General features: G+C 49.4%; 20 protein-coding genes. 8 read left to right on the top strand and 12 right to left on the bottom strand.

From position 1 onward, the window contains the following. Positions 1–49 precede the first annotated feature (49 nt). The 3 genes from H6F90_RS12075 to H6F90_RS12065 form a co-directional block, all read right to left on the bottom strand. Entirely contained in the window at positions 50–1048 is a 999-nt protein-coding gene (locus H6F90_RS12075) for a tyrosine-type recombinase/integrase (protein ID WP_190552715.1), read from the bottom strand. 31 nt (positions 1049–1079) lie between these two features. Further along, positions 1080–1277 carry a hypothetical protein gene (locus H6F90_RS12070; RefSeq protein WP_190552714.1) on the bottom strand — a complete coding sequence of 66 codons (198 nt, stop codon included), beginning with the start codon at positions 1275–1277 and terminating at the stop codon, positions 1080–1082. Positions 1278–1351: 74 nt separating this feature from the next. Further along, positions 1352–1789 carry a hypothetical protein gene (locus H6F90_RS12065; RefSeq protein WP_190552713.1) on the bottom strand — a complete coding sequence of 146 codons (438 nt, stop codon included), beginning with the start codon at positions 1787–1789 and terminating at the stop codon, positions 1352–1354. A gap of 395 nt (positions 1790–2184) precedes the next feature. Between H6F90_RS12065 and H6F90_RS12060 the strand changes: the two genes are divergently transcribed. From H6F90_RS12060 to H6F90_RS12050, 3 genes are all read left to right on the top strand, one after another. Continuing rightward, the gene (locus H6F90_RS12060; protein ID WP_190552712.1) at positions 2185–2727 is read left to right on the top strand and encodes a hypothetical protein; all 543 of its coding nucleotides are present in this window, start codon (positions 2185–2187) and stop codon (positions 2725–2727) included. Beyond that, positions 2724–3440, top strand: a complete 717-nt coding sequence (locus H6F90_RS12055; RefSeq protein ID WP_190552711.1) for a hypothetical protein — start codon at positions 2724–2726, stop codon at positions 3438–3440. Before H6F90_RS12060 ends, H6F90_RS12055 begins: the two co-directional genes overlap by 4 nt. Positions 3441–3610: 170 nt before the next feature. Continuing rightward, the gene (locus H6F90_RS12050; RefSeq protein WP_190552710.1) at positions 3611–3976 is read left to right on the top strand and encodes a DUF6788 family protein; all 366 of its coding nucleotides are present in this window, start codon (positions 3611–3613) and stop codon (positions 3974–3976) included. A 534-nt stretch (positions 3977–4510) separates the two neighbouring features. Here H6F90_RS12050 and H6F90_RS12045 read toward each other — a convergent pair. Then, positions 4511–5227 carry a DUF5673 domain-containing protein gene (locus H6F90_RS12045; RefSeq protein ID WP_190552709.1) on the bottom strand — a complete coding sequence of 239 codons (717 nt, stop codon included), beginning with the start codon at positions 5225–5227 and terminating at the stop codon, positions 4511–4513. A gap of 1206 nt (positions 5228–6433) precedes the next feature. After that, positions 6434–6652: a recombinase family protein gene (locus tag H6F90_RS31510; RefSeq protein ID WP_190442515.1), complete on the bottom strand. Its 219-nt coding sequence runs from the start codon at positions 6650–6652 to the stop codon at positions 6434–6436. A gap of 504 nt (positions 6653–7156) precedes the next feature. On the opposite strand from H6F90_RS31510, the gene H6F90_RS12035 reads away from it, so the two are divergent. From H6F90_RS12035 to H6F90_RS12015, 5 genes are all read left to right on the top strand, one after another. Continuing rightward, the gene (locus H6F90_RS12035; protein ID WP_190552708.1) at positions 7157–7402 is read left to right on the top strand and encodes a hypothetical protein; all 246 of its coding nucleotides are present in this window, start codon (positions 7157–7159) and stop codon (positions 7400–7402) included. A 1064-nt stretch (positions 7403–8466) separates the two neighbouring features. Further along, positions 8467–9381 (top strand): protein-glutamate O-methyltransferase CheR, encoded by a 915-nt coding sequence (locus tag H6F90_RS12030; RefSeq protein WP_190552707.1) that lies wholly within the window; start codon positions 8467–8469, stop codon positions 9379–9381. A 3-nt stretch (positions 9382–9384) separates the two neighbouring features. Continuing rightward, on the top strand, positions 9385–9579 hold the full coding sequence (locus H6F90_RS12025) for a tyrosine-type recombinase/integrase (protein ID WP_199295880.1): 195 nt from the start codon (positions 9385–9387) through the stop codon (positions 9577–9579). 147 nt (positions 9580–9726) lie between these two features. Then, on the top strand, positions 9727–10449 hold the full coding sequence (locus tag H6F90_RS12020; RefSeq protein WP_190552705.1) for a response regulator transcription factor: 723 nt from the start codon (positions 9727–9729) through the stop codon (positions 10447–10449). A gap of 277 nt (positions 10450–10726) precedes the next feature. Further along, entirely contained in the window at positions 10727–10918 is a 192-nt protein-coding gene (locus H6F90_RS12015; RefSeq protein ID WP_190552704.1) for a hypothetical protein, read from the top strand. Positions 10919–11176: 258 nt separating this feature from the next. On the opposite strand, the gene H6F90_RS30035 is transcribed toward H6F90_RS12015, so the two are convergent. The 7 genes from H6F90_RS30035 to H6F90_RS11965 all read right to left on the bottom strand — a co-directional run. Further along, positions 11177–14521: a PAS domain S-box protein gene (locus H6F90_RS30035; RefSeq protein ID WP_199295878.1), complete on the bottom strand. Its 3345-nt coding sequence runs from the start codon at positions 14519–14521 to the stop codon at positions 11177–11179. Beyond that, the gene (locus tag H6F90_RS11990; protein WP_370588003.1) at positions 14518–14817 is read right to left on the bottom strand and encodes a helix-turn-helix domain-containing protein; all 300 of its coding nucleotides are present in this window, start codon (positions 14815–14817) and stop codon (positions 14518–14520) included. Before H6F90_RS11990 ends, H6F90_RS30035 begins: the two co-directional genes overlap by 4 nt. Before the next feature lie 247 nt (positions 14818–15064). Beyond that, the gene (locus H6F90_RS11985) at positions 15065–15484 is read right to left on the bottom strand and encodes a response regulator transcription factor (protein ID WP_190552703.1); all 420 of its coding nucleotides are present in this window, start codon (positions 15482–15484) and stop codon (positions 15065–15067) included. Between the two features lie 31 nt (positions 15485–15515). Continuing rightward, positions 15516–16214 (bottom strand): Crp/Fnr family transcriptional regulator, encoded by a 699-nt coding sequence (locus tag H6F90_RS11980; RefSeq protein WP_190552702.1) that lies wholly within the window; start codon positions 16212–16214, stop codon positions 15516–15518. 58 nt (positions 16215–16272) lie between these two features. Then, positions 16273–16710 (bottom strand): response regulator, encoded by a 438-nt coding sequence (locus tag H6F90_RS11975; RefSeq protein ID WP_190552701.1) that lies wholly within the window; start codon positions 16708–16710, stop codon positions 16273–16275. A 413-nt stretch (positions 16711–17123) separates the two neighbouring features. Further along, positions 17124–17435 (bottom strand): hypothetical protein, encoded by a 312-nt coding sequence (locus H6F90_RS11970; protein WP_190552700.1) that lies wholly within the window; start codon positions 17433–17435, stop codon positions 17124–17126. A 235-nt stretch (positions 17436–17670) separates the two neighbouring features. Further along, the coding region (locus H6F90_RS11965) for an IS1 family transposase (protein ID WP_190552699.1) at positions 17671–17873 on the bottom strand (203 nt) is incomplete at its 5' end.

Below are 17873 nucleotides of genomic sequence, written 5' to 3'. Positions count from 1 at the left end.
TGAGGAGCAAAGTGCATACGCAAATGTTGTACCACCTAGCTAACATCCTTTAATCTTCGTTTAACTCTGCCTCCTCGCCGATCGCTTTCAAATACGCCTCAGCAGCTGCTTGCTTGAAGACACCTTTGGTGTAGCGCTGAAAGACGCGATCGCTCTTGATCCCCATCAACTCCTTACCGAATAGCGGATCAACCCCTTGTCGAGTGACTTCTGTGCCAAACGTATGCCGGAAGCGATGCGGATTCAACCCCTCTATCCCCGCGATCGCCCCCAACTTCTTTACCATCCGATGTAAGCCCTTGTAACCTAGGCGTTTCCCTGCACTTTTTGGGTCTTGCGCTAGAAACATTGGGCTCTCCGGCAATGGCTCAAACACATTGCCCTGCTGCTGTCGCCACTCCAGATAGGCGTCCAGATATTGTCTTGCTTCCCGATTCAGGGGAACTTCACTTACATTCTGGCCCTTCGAACGATGCACCTTGAGAATCTTGCCGTTCCAATGCTCCACGTTGAGTGCCGAAGCCTCTGAGGCTCGTAGCCCATGACTCAGCACCGCAATAATGGCACGATCGCGGACTCGGGTTCGCTCATCTAGTTCCAGCGCTGTCCACAATTGACTTAAATCCTCAGCCTCCAGATGATCAGCCTGAGGTTCCTCCTGGCGTTCCAAGTCGATCGCATCCGTTGGAAGGGGTTTGTTCACGGGGTAGCCATTGCTCCGCCTCAACCACTGGTAGAACGATCGCAGCGTGTTGAGGGCATGATTGATAGACGCAGGCTTCAACCCCTTGAGCTTCAACTCCCGGCGATACTTACCGATGTCACTAGGAGTTACATCGAGCCAGGACTTGTCGCACCAAGCAGCGAACCGGATGAGTTGCCCCCGGTACATCCGCTGGCTATTGCCCGCCTTGCCCGTTTGCCGTAGAAACTCCTCAATCTGCCAGTGCTGCAGATCCGGTGGTTTCAGTTGCTGAGGTTCCGGCTGCTTGCCACCGGTTAGTGGCACAATCACGATAGGCAGAACTGGATCTGTGGATGGTGGCATGGCTGCTTGGGCTTCCCCCTCACTCAACAAGTCAGGTGCGATCGCAGGGGAGAGAGCGATCGATCCGTTGCGCTTCCCAAGGACAGAACTGCTCCTGAACTGGTTCAGCAATCCGCTCCACTCCTAAGGGGAGCAATGGCTTGATTTTATCTTGACTTGTAGAGTTGTTCTCCTGATGAAGAGAGAAAGTAACTGAGACGGTTGTTTGCTTCCGGCTCCCTGGGAGCATTGTTTTCCTCAGTCTTAAAATGCCTTGCCCAAAATTCGTGACATCCCCTAGCCCCAAATTTGGAGCAGGCGCAGCTAGTCAATGTAGTCTCGGAGCATATCCGGCTTTTCTGGCTCATCCGCCATAATGGGGCGATCGCCATCGAGAGAGAAAGTCTTGCGAGTTTGAACTTTATCTGCTGTAATTGGGCGACTGCCATCTTCGTAGACCACTTCTTTCACATCCAAATGGCTCGGCGTAATTGGGCGATCGCCATCAATGCCCAGAGTTTGATTCGCCTCTAAGGAACTGGCCACAATCGGACGACTGCCATCGACTTCAATCGTGGCGAGTATCCGGATGTCATCCGCCACGACGGGGCGATCGCCATCAATGGGCAAAATCCTCTCTACCTGCAGATCACTCTCATCAATCGGGCGATTGCCATCGACCTGAAGCATCTTGGCATCTGCTTGTTCTGCCCCGGAAGAAGTTAGAGCGCTGTTATCTGGATGCTCCTGCTGTTTACTCACAATGCAAACTCCCGATCTTCGTAGCAACTCTCCACTTTTAACGCCTCGATTGAGTGGTGAACGACTACCTAACGGGTGGTTTTCAAGCAATTCTGCTCGTTCCCTAGGCTAAAGCCAACTGTGACCACCAGCCAGTGGGATTTCAAGTGGTGCATGCCCGGGGTTGCGATCGCCGAGGCTCCAGTTCCAGTTCCTTACAACCGTCAAGAGGTACGACCACGATGAGCAAACCGGGAGCAATGGAAGATAAAGTCATCGTCACAGAGAAAATCGAGCAAATTTCAGATAGAGATAACCTCACTTATCTCTATCTAATTATTCTAAGATTATTCACAGCACGAGCCAATTTTTTACTGGGCTCGCCATAATAAGGAAGCTTTTCAAACTCAACGAAGATGGGGCGATCGCCGAATGAAACCTGCTGGGCTTGTAGCCTGTTGACGGCAGCAGAAGCTAGAAAGCTACACGATGCCGCAGTCGGAGGTGATGGCTGCTGGCAGGATGCTCTCTGTCATAGTCGGCGCTCCTATTACCGGAAGGGACGGGCTCAAGGCGTAAGGCGGCGATCGCCGCTTGAGGAAAATGTGGTTCCGGTTCCTGAGGTGCCTTATGTGGTCCTCCATACTTATGTAGACCAGCCTCGGCAAGTGAATGATGAGGTGGTGATTCATGCGATGTGTGCCGAGCTGTGGGTAGGAAATCAGCCTAAAGCGATAACTCAACCTCAACATACTTTTGGGCTCCCACCTCGATTGGTAAAGGAGTATGCGCGCCAATTACTAGAAGCGTTGTACCAGCAATATGGTGAAGGGCGACGCAGTGGATTTGAGCGCTATGCCCATGAGCAACAGCATTCGTTATCTCAGTGCCCGATCCGTCCTTGTGTTTACCATGCGACTCATCTGGAAGCGCTGGCTTTGAGAGGAATGGAAGAATGAATCAGCAGCTAGAACTGCCACTGTGGGATTCTTTGAGAGCGGCTCAGATCATGCCGGAGCAAGCGAATGTGACAGACTTATTGGGGCAGATGGATGCGGCGATCGCTCAAGCGCCAGAGCCAGAACAGTTACAAGTAGCGGGAGAAGCGCTGCTGCGGGTAGCTGAGTTGTGTGCCGTGCGGGCAGAGGTATTGATCACAGAATGGGAAGATGCCTACCGTGATCCGGTTGTTGCACAGGGTTTCTTTGCGGATGTGGTGCGCCAGACAATGAGCGTGGATTTAAGCGAGTTGATGGAGCCTGCTCCTCCACGTCAACGGAAAGCGAAGCGAGGAACAGCAGAGGATGTGGCAGCAGGATCAGTTGCAGCGCTGGTGGATAAGGATGTGATCTTGGAGTGGCTAGAGGAGTGGGTCGTAGACACGGGAGGAGAGGAGGAGCAACCCGCTGAGGCAGATTTAGTCTGGGCGATCGCTCATGAAGAGGCAGTCGCAGAGTGGGGCCAAGCGATCAGTCAGTGGCTTCAGCAGCATCGAGAACCGAGGATTTCCCTCCAGCAGTTGTATCAAGGACTGGGAATATCTTGGGTCAACCTATGGCTAGGATTACTGCTGGGGGGCTTTGAGTTAGAGCAGCCAGGGGAGTTTTATGAGTCAGAGGTTTGGATTAAAGCTCTACCTCCTCAGGAAACCTCCAAGGTTGAAAAGATTTGATGTCAGTTTCATCTTGTGTAACTAGGGAAGAAAGTTACACAAGACCGCAGCTTACTTAAGCCAGAGGGCTAGCGAGTACGGATGGGGATTACACAAGATCGCAGGGCTACTTGAATAAAGCTTCTTGTGTAACCAGGGAAATAACGACTGAAGTTACACAAGAATTTGCCATGCCACGTAAACCTTCTCTAGAATCGCTTCGTGCCACTCTACAACGGTTGAACTTGCAACAGAAGCAGGAGATTTATGCTTGGCTAGCGGAGGCGATCGCCTCAGAAGCGGAGGCAGCTTTAGTTATACCGCTACGACTTGAAGCAGCGGTTACTGAGCGACGGCGTTATCAGGACAAAGCCTACCAACGGGAAAAGCGACGCTGCAATCGGGCAGGTTGCAAATGTATGGTTGGAGAAGTGGCTGATGTGGGGCATGGGCCTTACTGGTATGCCTACTGGAAAGAGCAGGGAAAAGTGAAAAGCCAGTATATCGGGAAGCGAGCCCCTTGGGAAGAACAGCCTAGAACAGAAACAACGGAATGAGGTTTTGGCTCCTTTCTGAAGCGGTCTCTTGCAAGGTCGGCTGTAAACAAACTCATCAATCATGCAAAGAACTGAGACGTTGATTTGGAGACAAGTTTACTTACAGTCATTGGACGCTACAAGCAATCTTTTCGTTCAGGTAGAGCAGATGTAAAACAAATGACCGAATATTTGACAGGTTGATGTGAGGTAAAGGATTTGCAGTCCTTTCATGGAAATAGTAAAGCGCCCTCTAGCTATAGGTTGTAGAGAGCGCTTTACTTTTCTTTCCTAAACTTTGCCTAAATATCAGTAGAGATCCCTTACACTTTGGGTTTCTGACCCCTACAACCCCAAGGCAGGCTTTAGCTTAAAGTCCTGGTATATCAGGGATTTCAATCATTCTCAGTAGCTGGGATATCAACAGTATCTCAATCGCTTAAGCGCAGCGATCGCTCTAATTGAATAGGCGGTCTAACAATCTTTGTGCCTCAACCGATCATATCTAGACATTCCGGTACAGCGGCTTGTTAGACCGCTCTTTACTCAATAGAACTATAGTCTCTTGCCTGGTAGCCGCTCAGCTAAAATACGGCTTACTACCTCTTTATGTTTTGCAGGAATAGGCAGGCTTGTAAAGCCTGGCGATAGAGGAAAGCGTGGCTTGAATCGAACCGTCAACACATTTGATTTATCTGTTTCCCAAGCATACGAATTTATTCTTTGCCATCTGATGAGTGAATACATGAAACAAATACCGTTCTCTCTAAACTCAAGTTTATTTAAGCCTAGAGCCATAGAGAAACTAGCGAACGACCACCAAAAGATGAGTTTAGATATTTCTAGTTCCAGGGTAGTATATTCCGGAATTCCATTTAGAGCTGGCGTAAAAAATAACCATGTCTGAAAAACTGCAAGTACAACTTGAATAAAACCAATCCAGAATATAATTTTGCTCTTTAGAGTTCTTCCCACATCTGCTAATAAAGAACCAACTTCTTGCTTTCTAAAAAACCAGCTAATCCATCTTGTACTAATCGCAACAGCAGATAGGATGTAGAAGCTTATCCAACCATAGCGGCCTAATAGTTGAATTACAAAGAAAAGGGCAAATCCAGATAGAAGCCCAAATAAGATCCAAGCAGTTGCATAGCGAAAATTTCTACGGGCAGCTTTGCGTCCTACTATTCGTTCTGCTGCTATGTAGTTAAACAAAACTGAGCCAGCTATCAGAACTACAAAAAATATTAAGAAATCCAAAAACCACCCCATAACATTTTCCTCAACTCAATAAGTTTTGGCATAATCACCTGAAATAGGGGGAGTTATGTCGAAACTTGCTGTATATTCCCCCCCCAAGAAAAAAGTTTCTTTCCATCAGCCTATCATTTCCGAATTTGTCGTTGGCTCATATCCAATGCAGTATCAACTATGAACTCTTTTAAACTGTAGTGTCTGGATTGAAAGAGCGATCGCAGTGTAGCTCCCTACTACCCCAAGGCAGGAATTTATTGTTTGAAACTACCCGATAGCAAGAGTTTTGAGTATTCTCAATAGCTGAGATATCAACAGTATCTCAATCATGAGAGTAAGGGCGATCACAGAGTTAGCCTTCGCCGCTACCCTGCTAGTACAAAGTGGACTGGATTGTGGTTCCACCACTCAAAGGATGTACTTTTTTGACAACCTACCGTTCTATTTCTTCACAAATGGTTGCATGCCTCATAAACGTGTAAATAAAGCCTCATCGTGAGTGTAAATTGCTAATAACCGATATCAGAAAAGACGATATTGAAATCAACAGAGAGGTCATTGCTATTGAGGTTGTTCGCCAGTATTTTCGCTCCTCATGACGCAACGTTGCTAATACACTCGTCATGTAAGGGAAATTGATGCAGCTAGTTTCCTGTTGTTCTCCAACGCCTATCGAGCGTAAAAAAAAGTTGACGGAGAGATTGTCATCTTTCTTATAACCAAACTTTTTCTCAAAGTGATAATACAAACGATTGAATACAATATCCGTTTCAGTTTGAAGTTTTTTTGCCACTAAAGGAACATCAATTGGAACGAATGCTTTCTTCAACCTACTGGGTGATTCTTGTTTAAAGCTAATGTATTTGTCGAAATACATTTTATAGATCATATTCAAGACCTCGAGGTCTGTAGGCAACTTCTGCATAAGTAAAGGGTTTCGACAGCCAAGCTTATTCCTACTACAGCTTCAAACCTCTGAGTTACGGTCAAACTCGCCTCGTTTCCAAATCTTCAGTCGATACAGAAGAGATTTCATCCAGCCGATTTAGGTAGTCTTTCACAGTGTTGTAAGCCAAACACTCCTACAACGATGTGGGCCACCAATTCATTTTCGGTATCTAGCAGCGGCTCAGTGTAGCTCTTGAATCTAAAGCCTAGGTTGCTGAGCTGTTGTAGATAGGCGATCGTCTTACGGATGCCTTCGCGACTGAAGCGATCGAGCGATCAAAACACTAATACATCAAACTTTTGCTTCGCTGCATCCTCAAGCATGCGGCTGAAGTCACCACGCTCACGCTTACCCTTGCGAACCGATTCGTGATCAATGTAGATGTCGACAATCTGCCAACCTTGGCGATCGCAAAATTCTTTTAGTTGTAAAAGTTGGTTGTCAGTATCTTGTCCTTTATCTACAGTTGAAATGCGAAGGTATAGAGCACAAATGGTTTACTTCATGCAGCAAGGCTATCAAAAAAGGGCCCTTTTTTGATGGGGCTTTGACTTAAAACTCTCATCCTGATTTAAGGTCGTTTCAGCCCCGCCAATTTATACTCCTTTTTTGATAGGCCTTGATGGCTGAGTACCTAAACAACGATCGAGATCGCCTCCTCCACTGTTCATTAAAAAACTAATCAACAGCTCTAAAGAATTAATTTCACAGCAAACGAAACGTATTAAAGCTTCTGTTCTCAAAGCATTTCAACTAAGGAAGATATTTCTTTAGATGTGAAATCAATTCTTTAAAGGATAACTGCCGTAACTCCTTTGGCTAAAGCGTTAAAGCAGCTAAGAGTTAGATTAATCACATCAGCAGATTCCTCCTTCAGAAATACGATCCTTTGCCATGCTCCTCGCTGAAGTGAAACTACTGGTAGAGAGTAAAAGCTGGTTTTGGCACTACAACCTTAGCTATGCAGGCATGACTTAGAAGGTGGGAGTGAGGTAATCATGGCGACAACGGTTGTAACAGTGCCCCAATTCTGGAAAGGTCAGAGCGTGAGTTTCATGGGTGGGGTTGGCATTATTAAGAGCTATCAACCCGAAGCGGACAGCTGGGCCTATCTCGTTGAGATGGCAATGGGACCAGAGCCAGAGATGGGCAGAATTGGCTATGAGACCACGATTCTACTCAGCCAAACTGAGCTCAGCTTGCGGCATCACCACTCCTATTCTGACCTGGCAATGAGTGCCTAAGGCGATCGCAGCGGCAGAATGACTTCATATGTTTGAAGCTTGAACATCTTCTGACGCTCACTCTGAAGCAATGGAGCAGCGACAACCCTGAATGCCCAGTTGAGTGGCTGAGGTTAGGAGCTCTCTGAATGGTTGGTGTTTTAACAATCCGCTGATCCCCTAAGGTGGCCATGCTCATAGAACTCTGGCAAATCTTGAAGAATGATTGAAGGACCAACTCAGAGGTATGACACGTACCCCCTCGTACTTTCTCATGACTTAGTTCAAGTGTTTAAGTTTTGGTATCACAACGAAGTTTGTGAAGGGATGTGCTCAAACAAAGAAATCTATCGCCTTTGCGGCCAATACCAGGCCCAAGATAGGCAAGAAGCCTTTTGCTTAGCGGTCGCTCTAGCAGAGCATGGGGCTCAAGTTTGCATTACTTGCATGAGACATGAGTATAAGGTGTGGGTCAGTTTAAGAACTTTGCACATAGCTGCCTCTGTTCCTGCTCCTGAGAGGACGCCTTCCTCATCATCGCTTCAAGAAGAACGGCTCTGACTAAGATCAGCAGTGCAGGCTAGTGAATTGCTGAGGATATATGTTCACTTGAAGCAGTATCAAGCTAGAGCTTCAGTAATATAAGAGTACTAGCAGCTCGCCAAGTGCCTGGTTGCACAGGGCACTTGCTCAAGAACAATGCCACAAGACACAATCAGTTCAAATCTAAATCCCCAGAGTATTTTGACGGCGGCCCGTTCAATCTTTGGTCAGACGTGTCTTTTCGGCTTGCACCATCAAGATTTTCACTGGTGGATAACGGTCACTGATCTCTCTACCTCGCCGGACCCAAAGCTTGACAAAGTCACATGGACGAATGAGAGAGTTGAGTTCAATTGATGGCAGAGAATGGAATAGGGCAACAAGAGAATCAGCTTTTTAGCCCTTCTGACAGTTTTTGGGCTAAGGGCAAAGCGGGAGCGATTGCCGCGAAATTAACAGCATTCTTTGAGTTTGAGTGTTAGGGTGAGGCATCCTTAAGCTGAGGGTTGAAAGGTTGCGGCGCAATCTTCTCTTCCTAAGAAATGCACCCACGTCAAGCGCAGTCGCAGTCCCTAGAGCCGCAGCAACCTTCAGCAAGTCATCCAGAGCGTGATCCTGCTTTCGATGAATTACTCACCTACCTCAGGCAGAACCACGGGTTTGACTTCACAGACTATAAACCCCCTAGCTTGATGCGTCGAATTGGGCTACGAATGCACGAGGTCGGCATAGGGACTTACCGCGATTACACAGCTTATCTACAAGCTAATCCAAATGAGTTCAAGCCTTTGATCAACACCCTCTGGATTAACTTCACGGGGTTCTTTAGAGACACCCTGTCTTGGGAGTATCTGGTCGCTGACATCATTCCTCGCATCCTACGCCAGAAGTTAGCGGATGCACCCATCCGAGTGTGGAGCGCGGGATGTGCTTCTGGTGAAGAACCTTACTCTCTGGCGATCGCGCTTGCGGAAGCGTTAGGGATAGAGCAGTACCAGAAGCGAGTCCGCCTCTTTGCCTCTGACATTGATGCCAACACACTCCACCAAGCTCGGCAGGGGCGTTACTCGGCACTGAAGATGGCTAATGTGCCGATCGCCTTACGAGAGCGCTATTTCAAACCACTAGGCAACTACTACAGCGTCTGTTCAGAGCTGCGATCGCCGCTACTCTTCCTGCGACATAATCTGCTGGAAGACCCACCGATGAGTCAGATTGACCTACTTGTGTGTCGGAACGCCCTGATTTATTTCAATCAGGATGGGCAAATGAAGACGCTCGTGCGCTTTTACTTCAGCCTGAACCATGCAGGGGTGCTCTTCCTGGGAAGTTCAGAGTTGTTGCCCCAGGCGGATCGATTGTTCAAGTTGCTAAGCGTGCAGCATCACATGTTTCGCAAAGTAGAGAAGTCTTCCCTCACCCCGGAGCTGCTAATCCAAGGGCTCAAGCGAGCATAAACCCTGGGGCGGGTAGGAGTCAGTACCCACAGCTTTAGAAGAACGGCTCTAACCCAGATGAGCAGTGCGGGGGTGCCGCTGCGGGTGATTCAGAAGATATCCAGGCACCGTAGTTTGCAGGCCCTTCAGAGGTATCTTGACGTGTCGGAGGGGCAACTAGAGGGGGCGCTCGGAAGTCCAGCCCAAGTCCTCTCCTAGGACAGGTAAATTAAGCCTGCCTCTACAAACTGCGGCGCATTAAGAATTCTGGAATCATCAACCCAGTCCGACAATCTTGCCAGTAAAGTTGCTACTACAACGATTGTTGAGACCGTTGAAAAGTTACATTCTCAAGAGGCTACCCTCATGACCCGGATTCAAGTTGCTCTGATTGAAGACCACGACCTGACTCGTGCAGGGCTCCGTGCCATGTTCAGCCTTCACGAGGGACTCGAGGTAGTCGGGGAAGCAGCAAATGGTCCAGATGGCTTGACCTTACTCATGGAGACTCAACCCGATGTTGCATTGGTCGATATTGAGATGCCGGGTCTCAATGGCATTGAGGTGACTCGTCGATTCAAGCAATGGTGGAGTGAGAATCATGCTGAAGCTGCCCCCACGAAAGTCATCATGTTAACGATGCAGGAGGATGAAGCCGCAGTCTTAGCCGCTTTTGGAGCCGGGGCAGATTCCTACTGCATGAAAAATGTGAATACAACTCATCTGCTCGAAGCCGTAACCAGCACCCATAAAGGCAACCACTGGATTGACCCCTCCATTGCCCGCATCATCTTAAAGCACAACAACAACATGCAGGCGGCTCAGGAAACCACTGCTGATCTGGGCTCTAGAGCGATCGCGATGGACGAGGAGTATACCAGCGTGATCGCTGCGGCTCCACTGACGAGTCGAGAGCTTGATGTCCTCAAATTAATTGTCGACGGCTGTTCCAATGCTGAGATCGCCGCCCGCTGTTACATCACGGTCGGGACTGTCAAAACTCATGTCCGCAACATTCTCAACAAGCTTTGTGCCGAGGACCGCACCCAGGCAGCCGTGAGAGCCTTACGCGGTGGCTTGGTCTCTTGAGCCTAACTCTGCGTAGTTTTTCGTGACCTTGTAGCGCTGCTGTAGCGGAGTCGGATGACAGTGATCGCCACTGAACTAGCAGAGCTGCCGGAAGAACCTCAAAGAGTGAATGATTCGGTGCTGATTCGTTCAGCGCTCTATGACTAGCTGATACCGATCGCGGCTCTCAGTTTCTAAGTTGCCTTTGATGAGGATTACGTTTACACATTATTTGGGTTGAGCCTAGTTAGAAATAGGTAAGCTTGACTCTAGGCTTTAGTTTTTAGGTGGAATGCAAATGACTGAGCACCCAGTTACTATCAGTCAAGCTTTGCGGCAAGAGAGCAAAGCTTTACGAGCTTGGAGTGAAGTTGGGCGAGCTAGAGCTCAGCGACGGCGTGCTAACTGTCTAGCTATCCAGAATCAATGTCGTTCCAGTCGGAACCAGAGCCAGCTGTTACTAGCTGAAAGCCAATTGCTGATTCATTAGGAAGCTTCGCAACCAAAGTTACTCTTTCTAGCCTGTAACCTTTGACTCGTAGCCTGTAGTTCTCTGCTTCTGGCGATCGCCTCTTAGGTAGCTGCAAGTTGCTGCCGAGCTGTGACCCAGAACTCTCAAATTCCATTAGGGTCCGCGTGGGTTGGTGATCCAAAGTTAGGGAGAAGCACACGTCTCTCAATTGAAGCAGTGGATCACACATGATTCGTACTACATCAGCCAGTGGTATGTTCGCTACCTTAGAGCCTTCTAGACTCGGTTTGGTTTGAGTAAGTTGATGATCTCGCTCACGAATCGTTCTATCTCTAACGGTTTTGTCAGGTGCTTCTGAAAGCCAGCTTGCATGGCTCTTTTTTGGTCAATATCTGCGGCATAAGCCGTCAGGGCGATCGCGGGAATCATACCGCCCTGAGCGGGTGGACGGGAGCGAATCTGTTGCATGAGTGTGTAGCCATCCATTTTTGCCATGCCAATATCGCTGACAATCACATTTGGCATAAACTGCTCCAACGCTTGCAATGCTTCTATACCTGAAGCAACAGCTGTTACTTTTGCCCCCCGTTGTTCTAGCAGAAAAGCCTCAAATTCGCGGGTATCCGTATCGTCATCCACCAGCAAAATTTGAATGTTGTCTAAGAGCCTTTCTGAGCCTGGTTGAATGTGGATTGACCCAGCTATGCTCGGCATTTCCTGCTGCATAGCCGGTAACTGCACGATAAAGATTGCACCTTGATGCTCTCCCTCACTCTCTACCTTGACCGTGCCACCGTGCAGTTCTACAATTTGCCGGACGATCGCTAGACCCAGACCCAAGCCCCCAAATTTGCGGGTAGTGGAGCCGTCTTCTTGCCGAAAATACTCAAATACATCAGGAAGAAATTGAGGCTTGATGCCAATACCGGTATCTCTCACCCGAATCTGAGCCAAGCCAGCGAGTTGCGTCAGCTCAACCGTCACTTGGCCACCGTGAGGCGTGAACTTAACGGCATTCGTCAGCAAGTTCCAGACCACTTGCTGGAGGCGAGCTGCATCGCCAAAGATGGGAGCGGTATCCGGGTCGAGGTCAAGCCCGATCGCAATCTGCTTGGCGTCTGCTGCCAAGCGCACGGTTTCGACTGCCGCAGAAATCACAAACGCCAAACTTGTGGGAGTGGGAGTTAAGCTCAGCTTGCCCTGCATGATGCGGGAGATGTCGAGCAAATCTTCGATGAGCTGCGATTGCAGTTTGGCATTGCGCTCGATCGTCACCAGTGCATTCGCTTGGCGGGCTGCGTCGAGTTTGCCAGTTCGCAGCAACTGTACCCAGCCCAGGATCGGGTTGAGGGGCGATCGCAACTCATGGGACAGCACCGCCAGAAATTCATCTTTGATCCGATTGGCGTTTTCGGCAGCTTCTCGTGCGATTTGTTCTTGTTGTAAGAGCCGTTCTCGCTCAGCCTGGGTGCGTCTAAACTCCTCGATGTCTGTGCTCGTGCCAAACCACTGCACAACTTGTCCCTGTTCGTCCCGAATCGGGATCGCCCGTGAGAGAAACCAACGATAGGTCTGAGCAGACCAGTGTTTCAAGCGAAATTCAGCTTGATAGGGTGTCCCTGTCGCCAGCGCTGTCCGCCACAGATCACTCGTCATCTCAAAGTCATCAGGATGCATCACTTGAAGCGCATAGTGAATGTCTTGACTCTGCTCTATGGTCAGCCCGGTGTAAGTTGTCCATTGCTGGTTCACATATTGCGTGTTGCCTTGAGCGTCGGTCATCCAAACCTGTTGCGGCATAGCATCCGCGAGCTGGCGAAATTGCGCCTCCCGTTGCAAAAGCGTGGCTTCTGCTTGCTTGCGATCGTGGATGTCGATCGATGCGCCGAACCAACGGATGATCTCGCCCGTTAGCGGATCTCGGTAAGGCTCAGCGCGAACGAGAAACCAGCGGTAGCTTCCCGTTGCGGAGCGAATCCGGTGTTCGACCGAAAACACGCCACCGCTGCGTTGCGCTGCGTTAAACGCCTCCATGGTGCGATCGTCATCGTCTGGGTGAAGAAAGCTAGCCGCAACCTCAGCCGCCGTCGTCGGTTCGTAAAGAACGCCTGTGTAGTCACTCCATTGCTTGTTGAAGAACTCAACCCGCCCTTGGGCATCCGTAATCCAAACGATTTGTGGGACGGCATCTGCCATCAGTCGAAACCGTTGCTCGCTCTCACGCAGCGTGGCTTCTACCTGTTTGCGATCGCTGATGTCGGTAAACACGATCGCCACCTGGCGCGTTGTTGCATCGCCGACCCGCGACACCAAAACGTCGAACCAGCGATTGAGTGCATCCGCTCGCTCTTCAATGCGGATAGACTCACCTGTGTGAATGACCTGGGCGTAAAGGTCATTCCAATACTGTTCCACTCCCGGTGCCAGTTCGCTCGCTGTTTTGCCTTCTGGGTTGACAATACCGGACTGCCGCCCAAAGGCTGGATTCGCTTGCAAAATGCGGTGGTCAAACGGCTTGCCAGCGGCATCGAAGAGCACTTCAACGGTGCAAAAGCCTTCGTCAATCGACTCAAACACCGTGCGATACTGTTCTTCAGATTGACGCAAGGCGACTTCTGCCTGTTTACGAGCGGTGATATCTACCGCCGTTGCATAAAGCACTTGTTCCTCCAAGTGGGGCTGCGCTCTCCAAAGCAACCAGCGGTAGGAGCCGTCTTTGTGCCGATAACGGTTTTCAAAGGCAAACGTTTCGGAGCCAGACAACACGCTGACGCTTTCCGCGACAGATGCGAGAATGTCGTCTGGATGGAGAAAATCAGTCCAGGGATAGGATGTCAGTTCGGCGGGTGTCCAGCCAAGAATACGCTCAAAGGCAGGGCTGACCCAGTGAAAATAGCCGTGGCTGCTCATAATCACTTGCAAATCTGACCCGACGGCAAGAAAGCGCTCTCGTTCCTGCTCAACTTTTTGGCGTTCGGCTTCGATCCGCTTTGTCTCACTGATGTTGGTAAACAAAGCGGCAAATTGATGACTTTGTGGCTCACCGATGCAAAAGGCGTGGACATCAAACCAACGGTTTATCGCGATCACTTGTTGCTCAAAGCGAACGGGTTCCCGAGTTCGCACAACTCTGCCATAGATCTTAAACAAATCAGTTTCAAGATTGGGAACCAGTTGCCGCGCCGTTTTACCGATTACTTGCTCCAGTCCGGTTAGCTGTTCAAAGGCCGCATTCACTTCGAGGAACAGATAATCGGTCGGTTCTCCGTTCTGATCAAATAGCAGTTCGCAGAGGCAGAAGCCTTCATCGAGGGACTCAAACAATGTGCGGTATTTTGTTTCCAATTCGCTCAGCTTGGCTTCCGCACAGGCAGATGCGATGGCAGCAGTTGGGTTACTATTACGTGGCTGCGGCTCGGTTTCGCTCTGCGTTTTTTCCAACTGCTGGGCTTGGGCGAATTCCGTCAGCAGAATCTGCGCTGTCGTTTTCAGACTGTCTGACCAGGTTTCGATCGCACCCAGGGGCGTTTGTGACCAGTCATGCGAGTTTAGGAATGTCTCCATCTCACCACCGTCTACAAAGGGGTTTTGGGGCAGTTCCGGATGTTCTTCTGCCCTCACGCTTTTAGCTTCCTTTCGGGAAAGTATTTCCCTCGGATTTTTTGGCTGCGTTCCCGTAGTGTCACATCAGGTGAGTCGGCCAAGCGATTCAGTAAGACCTCAATTTGTCTCAGGGCTAAAGGAGAAGGGGTCGCATGTCCGTTTTCCCAACGATTAATGGTGGGGAAGCTGACTCCCAGTTGAGCAGCGAACTTCTCCTGGGTCAGCTTCAAGATTTGCCGCAGTTCTCGAATCAGTTGACCAATGGCAGGTTGTTCGACCCCTAAATATTCCTGATGAAAAGCCACAGCGCTCACAGTTTATAAAGTCCTTTGTTTATGAGCTTTAGCTAGTTCTAGTCAAAAACCCTCCCTCTTACGATGGGAGTTCCTAAATATAGCCAGCTCCTCATTGACAAATAGAATACCTGTCAGGACATGGAGGTCACTGGGATGCAGCTTCGCTAGTTTGAGCTAATTGGCCTCACGCAAGGCATCAAGAGCCTCTCTCAAATCCTGCTGTTCCTCGCACCACTGCTGTTCTGTTGGTGAAGCAAAGCTAGCCTCAATAAACTGGACACAATCGTTGGAGTATCAGCTTCAACTGTTGCCCATCTTCCAGATAAGACACATACTCATTGGCACCCACCCGGATGTCTTGACCCTCGAGGTCTGCCCCGTACCGCTCTGCCAGGATGAGAATTGGAGCCCGACTATCCAGAACCGTGTGTTGGCGAATCTGCTGCCCGATGGCGATACACTGCTCGATCGATTGCTTGTATTGATTGAGCAATATCAGGTCAAAGCGATCGCGTCCTCCCTCCACTCGTTGCAGAGCGTCGGCTTCATCGATTGCTAGGGTGACGTGATAGCCCCATGTCTGGAGGTTCTGCTTCAACAAGGGTCGGACCTCATCATCCGGTTCAAGCACAAAAATTCGCGGAGATAGGCGGCTCGTGAATTCATCGTTTTGGCTAGAAGTCATTGAAATGATGCAAAGTGCAATGAGGTGACGGTTATTTTCTATCCAACAAGCGATCGTATTCTGCTCTAGTTCTTTTGAAGCATTCGCAAGCAGAAGCCCCTAGCCCACCTTGATTGAGAATTTGGACATCCCCCCGCTGATATCGAATCAGTTTTCGCTCTTGCAGCTTTTGGGCTGTCTGCGTCACCCCGGCGCGCCGCACACCCAGCATCATGGCGATAAACTCCTGCGTCAGCGGCAGGTGGTCCGAGTCAACTCGCGCTTGGGCTTCCAGGAGCCAACGGGGTAGGCGCTGTTCTAGGGTGTGCAGCGAGTTGCAAGCCGCCGTTTGAGAGACCTGCGCCAGAAACGCCTGGCTATAGCGTAAAAGCAGGTCGTGCAGTTCACCATAGCGCTTGAACTCCTGCTGCATGACCTGAGCCTCAATTTTCATGGCACTCCCTGCCCCTTGGACGAGGTACTCAGTTTGAGTGTTTTCGCTATTGCCCATCAGGGTATTAATGCCCAGCACTTCCCGATTCCCAATAATCCCGACCTCTGACATCGCCCCATCTTGCATGGTGAGGGTGATCGAGAAGAGGCAATCGAGCGGGAAGTAGAGATGAGATAAGGGCTCACCAGGACGGTGCACGATTTTATTCTGAGCTAATGTAACCCGCTTCAGATGCGGCCTCAGGCGATCGAGCACCTCAGCGGAGAGCGCAGCCAGTATTTGATTTTCAGCGGTCATAAAAGCCTCAGAGGGTTATGAGAGAGGCTCTTTATAGAACACGTCTCAGGATGAAAGGTTAAAGTTTTGCGTAAGAGGCAGTTTCTGCCGTCTCTTGTGTTTCCTGGGTCAGGCAAGCCATCGTAGCAATCAACTCATCAATGTCTAACGGTTTGGGTAAGTGCTGGCAAAACCCAGCGGCGACCGCCCGCCTCTGAGCACTCTCTTCAGCGCATACGGTCAGGGCGATCGCCGGAATTCGAGTGCGTTGTGTAGTTTCCCAAGCTTTCACTTGGCTCATGAGTGAGTATCCATCTTCACCAGGCAAAACAATCTCGCTAATTAAGAGGTCAGGACAAGCTTGTTGCATAATTTCGAGAGCTTCACTAACGCAGGTTGCTGTGATTGTGGCAACCTCGTAGTCCTCAAATAATGCCATCAGTAAGTCTCTAGAATCAGCATCTCCATCGACTACAAGCACTCGCAGCCCTTTCCGAAGTGAATTTGAATCACACATGCCAGAAGTTCATTCCTTTTCACGGCAGTGGCCATGCACAATTGGGGTAACAGATGCTTGCTTTGAGGCATAAGCAGGAAGCACCCGTTACCGACTCAATCTAAGATCCACGGTAGTTGATCCAGAGACAGAGTTCAGTACAGTTTCGTACTGTATGAAGAAGCTCAACCCCACTTTAGGTTGGCACTGGATCAATTGTTCTAAACTCAGAGGATCAGAGGGCGATCGCCCCACTTGAGTTTTAGGTTTACGAGGGAATGTCATGAGCTTTTGAGAAGCATTGCCAAAAATGGATAATGGCGTATTTTTTGTAGTACGCCTCAAACGATTAAGAACTTAAGCGATCGCAACTGTTGCAACGCCGAAGTCAGTCATTTCGACATTGTTAGGCTGTGCATATCCAAGCAAGCGGTCTAGAGCGCGTCAGTCCGATGCAGTGACTCCATCAGCTCCTCAATCTCTTCGTCGCCGGAGCTTTGCTGCACTTGAGATTTGAACCACTCTAGTTCTTCTGGTTCTGTTTCCTGCCCTTGGTAGACTAGCAATTTGCCGGCGACCCGAGCCAAGGTGAGGGGTTCATGGGGAACGTGATTGAGCAAGGCCTCAGCCTCTTGATATAACTGTTTGGCTGCCACCTCATTCAGCGGCTTCTCCATCTGGGACGCAATGTTCTGCAAGCTTTGCTGAATTGCTTGTTGAAGAGCAGGTGGAAAAGAACGGTTCATGGTGTCAGAGTAAAAGATTCCAATGCTTTAGGCTTGATCGTCGCTCTGACCAAGCAATTATCCTCCCGCAAGCTATGGCTGCTGCAAATTTAGTTCTTGGTAATTAGGTGAAACATCTTTTAGCTCAATGGTATGGGGTTGAACGGATTGACCATTCACTTGCAAAGTATAAGTATTCTGCTGCAAGTGATCTAAATAGTAAACCCCAGCATGGCGTTGCTGAATAGGTAATGATTTAAGCTGAGAGAGGAATTGTCTGATACTTCAAATAATGCAGCAGCAACCGAAGTGAACACTTCAACATCTCAACTGATTTGGAGTAGCTCAAGGTTTTCCGGTGCAATCGTGCTAAATAATGCCTCAGTCGGGTATTTTCTCCCTCCACCCGAGTCATATAAGTCTTACTGACAATTTGGTCACTTTCCTCAATGAACATAG

It is taken from the genome of Trichocoleus sp. FACHB-591 (assembly GCF_014695845.1).
Taxonomy (GTDB): domain Bacteria; phylum Cyanobacteriota; class Cyanobacteriia; order FACHB-46; family FACHB-46; genus Trichocoleus.
Note: the sequence above shows the minus strand (reverse complement) of the source record. Positions and strands in the feature narration are given on the sequence as shown.

What these genes read in the sequence shown, in the direction of transcription:
- H6F90_RS12075 (WP_190552715.1), bottom strand. Translation starts at nt 1,048, where the DNA reads ATGCCACCATCCACAGATCCAGTTCTGCCTATCGTGATTGTGCCACTA.
- H6F90_RS12070 (WP_190552714.1), bottom strand. Translation starts at nt 1,277, where the DNA reads ATGCTCCCAGGGAGCCGGAAGCAAACAACCGTCTCAGTTACTTTCTCT.
- H6F90_RS12060 (WP_190552712.1), top strand. Translation starts at nt 2,185, where the DNA reads ATGGGGCGATCGCCGAATGAAACCTGCTGGGCTTGTAGCCTGTTGACG.
- H6F90_RS12055 (WP_190552711.1), top strand. Translation starts at nt 2,724, where the DNA reads ATGAATCAGCAGCTAGAACTGCCACTGTGGGATTCTTTGAGAGCGGCT.
- H6F90_RS12050 (WP_190552710.1), top strand. Translation starts at nt 3,611, where the DNA reads ATGCCACGTAAACCTTCTCTAGAATCGCTTCGTGCCACTCTACAACGG.
- H6F90_RS12045 (WP_190552709.1), bottom strand. Translation starts at nt 5,227, where the DNA reads ATGGGGTGGTTTTTGGATTTCTTAATATTTTTTGTAGTTCTGATAGCT.
- H6F90_RS12035 (WP_190552708.1), top strand. Translation starts at nt 7,157, where the DNA reads ATGGCGACAACGGTTGTAACAGTGCCCCAATTCTGGAAAGGTCAGAGC.
- H6F90_RS12030 (WP_190552707.1), top strand. Translation starts at nt 8,467, where the DNA reads ATGCACCCACGTCAAGCGCAGTCGCAGTCCCTAGAGCCGCAGCAACCT.
- H6F90_RS12020 (WP_190552705.1), top strand. Translation starts at nt 9,727, where the DNA reads ATGACCCGGATTCAAGTTGCTCTGATTGAAGACCACGACCTGACTCGT.
- H6F90_RS12015 (WP_190552704.1), top strand. Translation starts at nt 10,727, where the DNA reads ATGACTGAGCACCCAGTTACTATCAGTCAAGCTTTGCGGCAAGAGAGC.
- H6F90_RS11985 (WP_190552703.1), bottom strand. Translation starts at nt 15,484, where the DNA reads ATGACTTCTAGCCAAAACGATGAATTCACGAGCCGCCTATCTCCGCGA.
- H6F90_RS11980 (WP_190552702.1), bottom strand. Translation starts at nt 16,214, where the DNA reads ATGACCGCTGAAAATCAAATACTGGCTGCGCTCTCCGCTGAGGTGCTC.
- H6F90_RS11975 (WP_190552701.1), bottom strand. Translation starts at nt 16,710, where the DNA reads ATGTGTGATTCAAATTCACTTCGGAAAGGGCTGCGAGTGCTTGTAGTC.
- H6F90_RS11970 (WP_190552700.1), bottom strand. Translation starts at nt 17,435, where the DNA reads ATGAACCGTTCTTTTCCACCTGCTCTTCAACAAGCAATTCAGCAAAGC.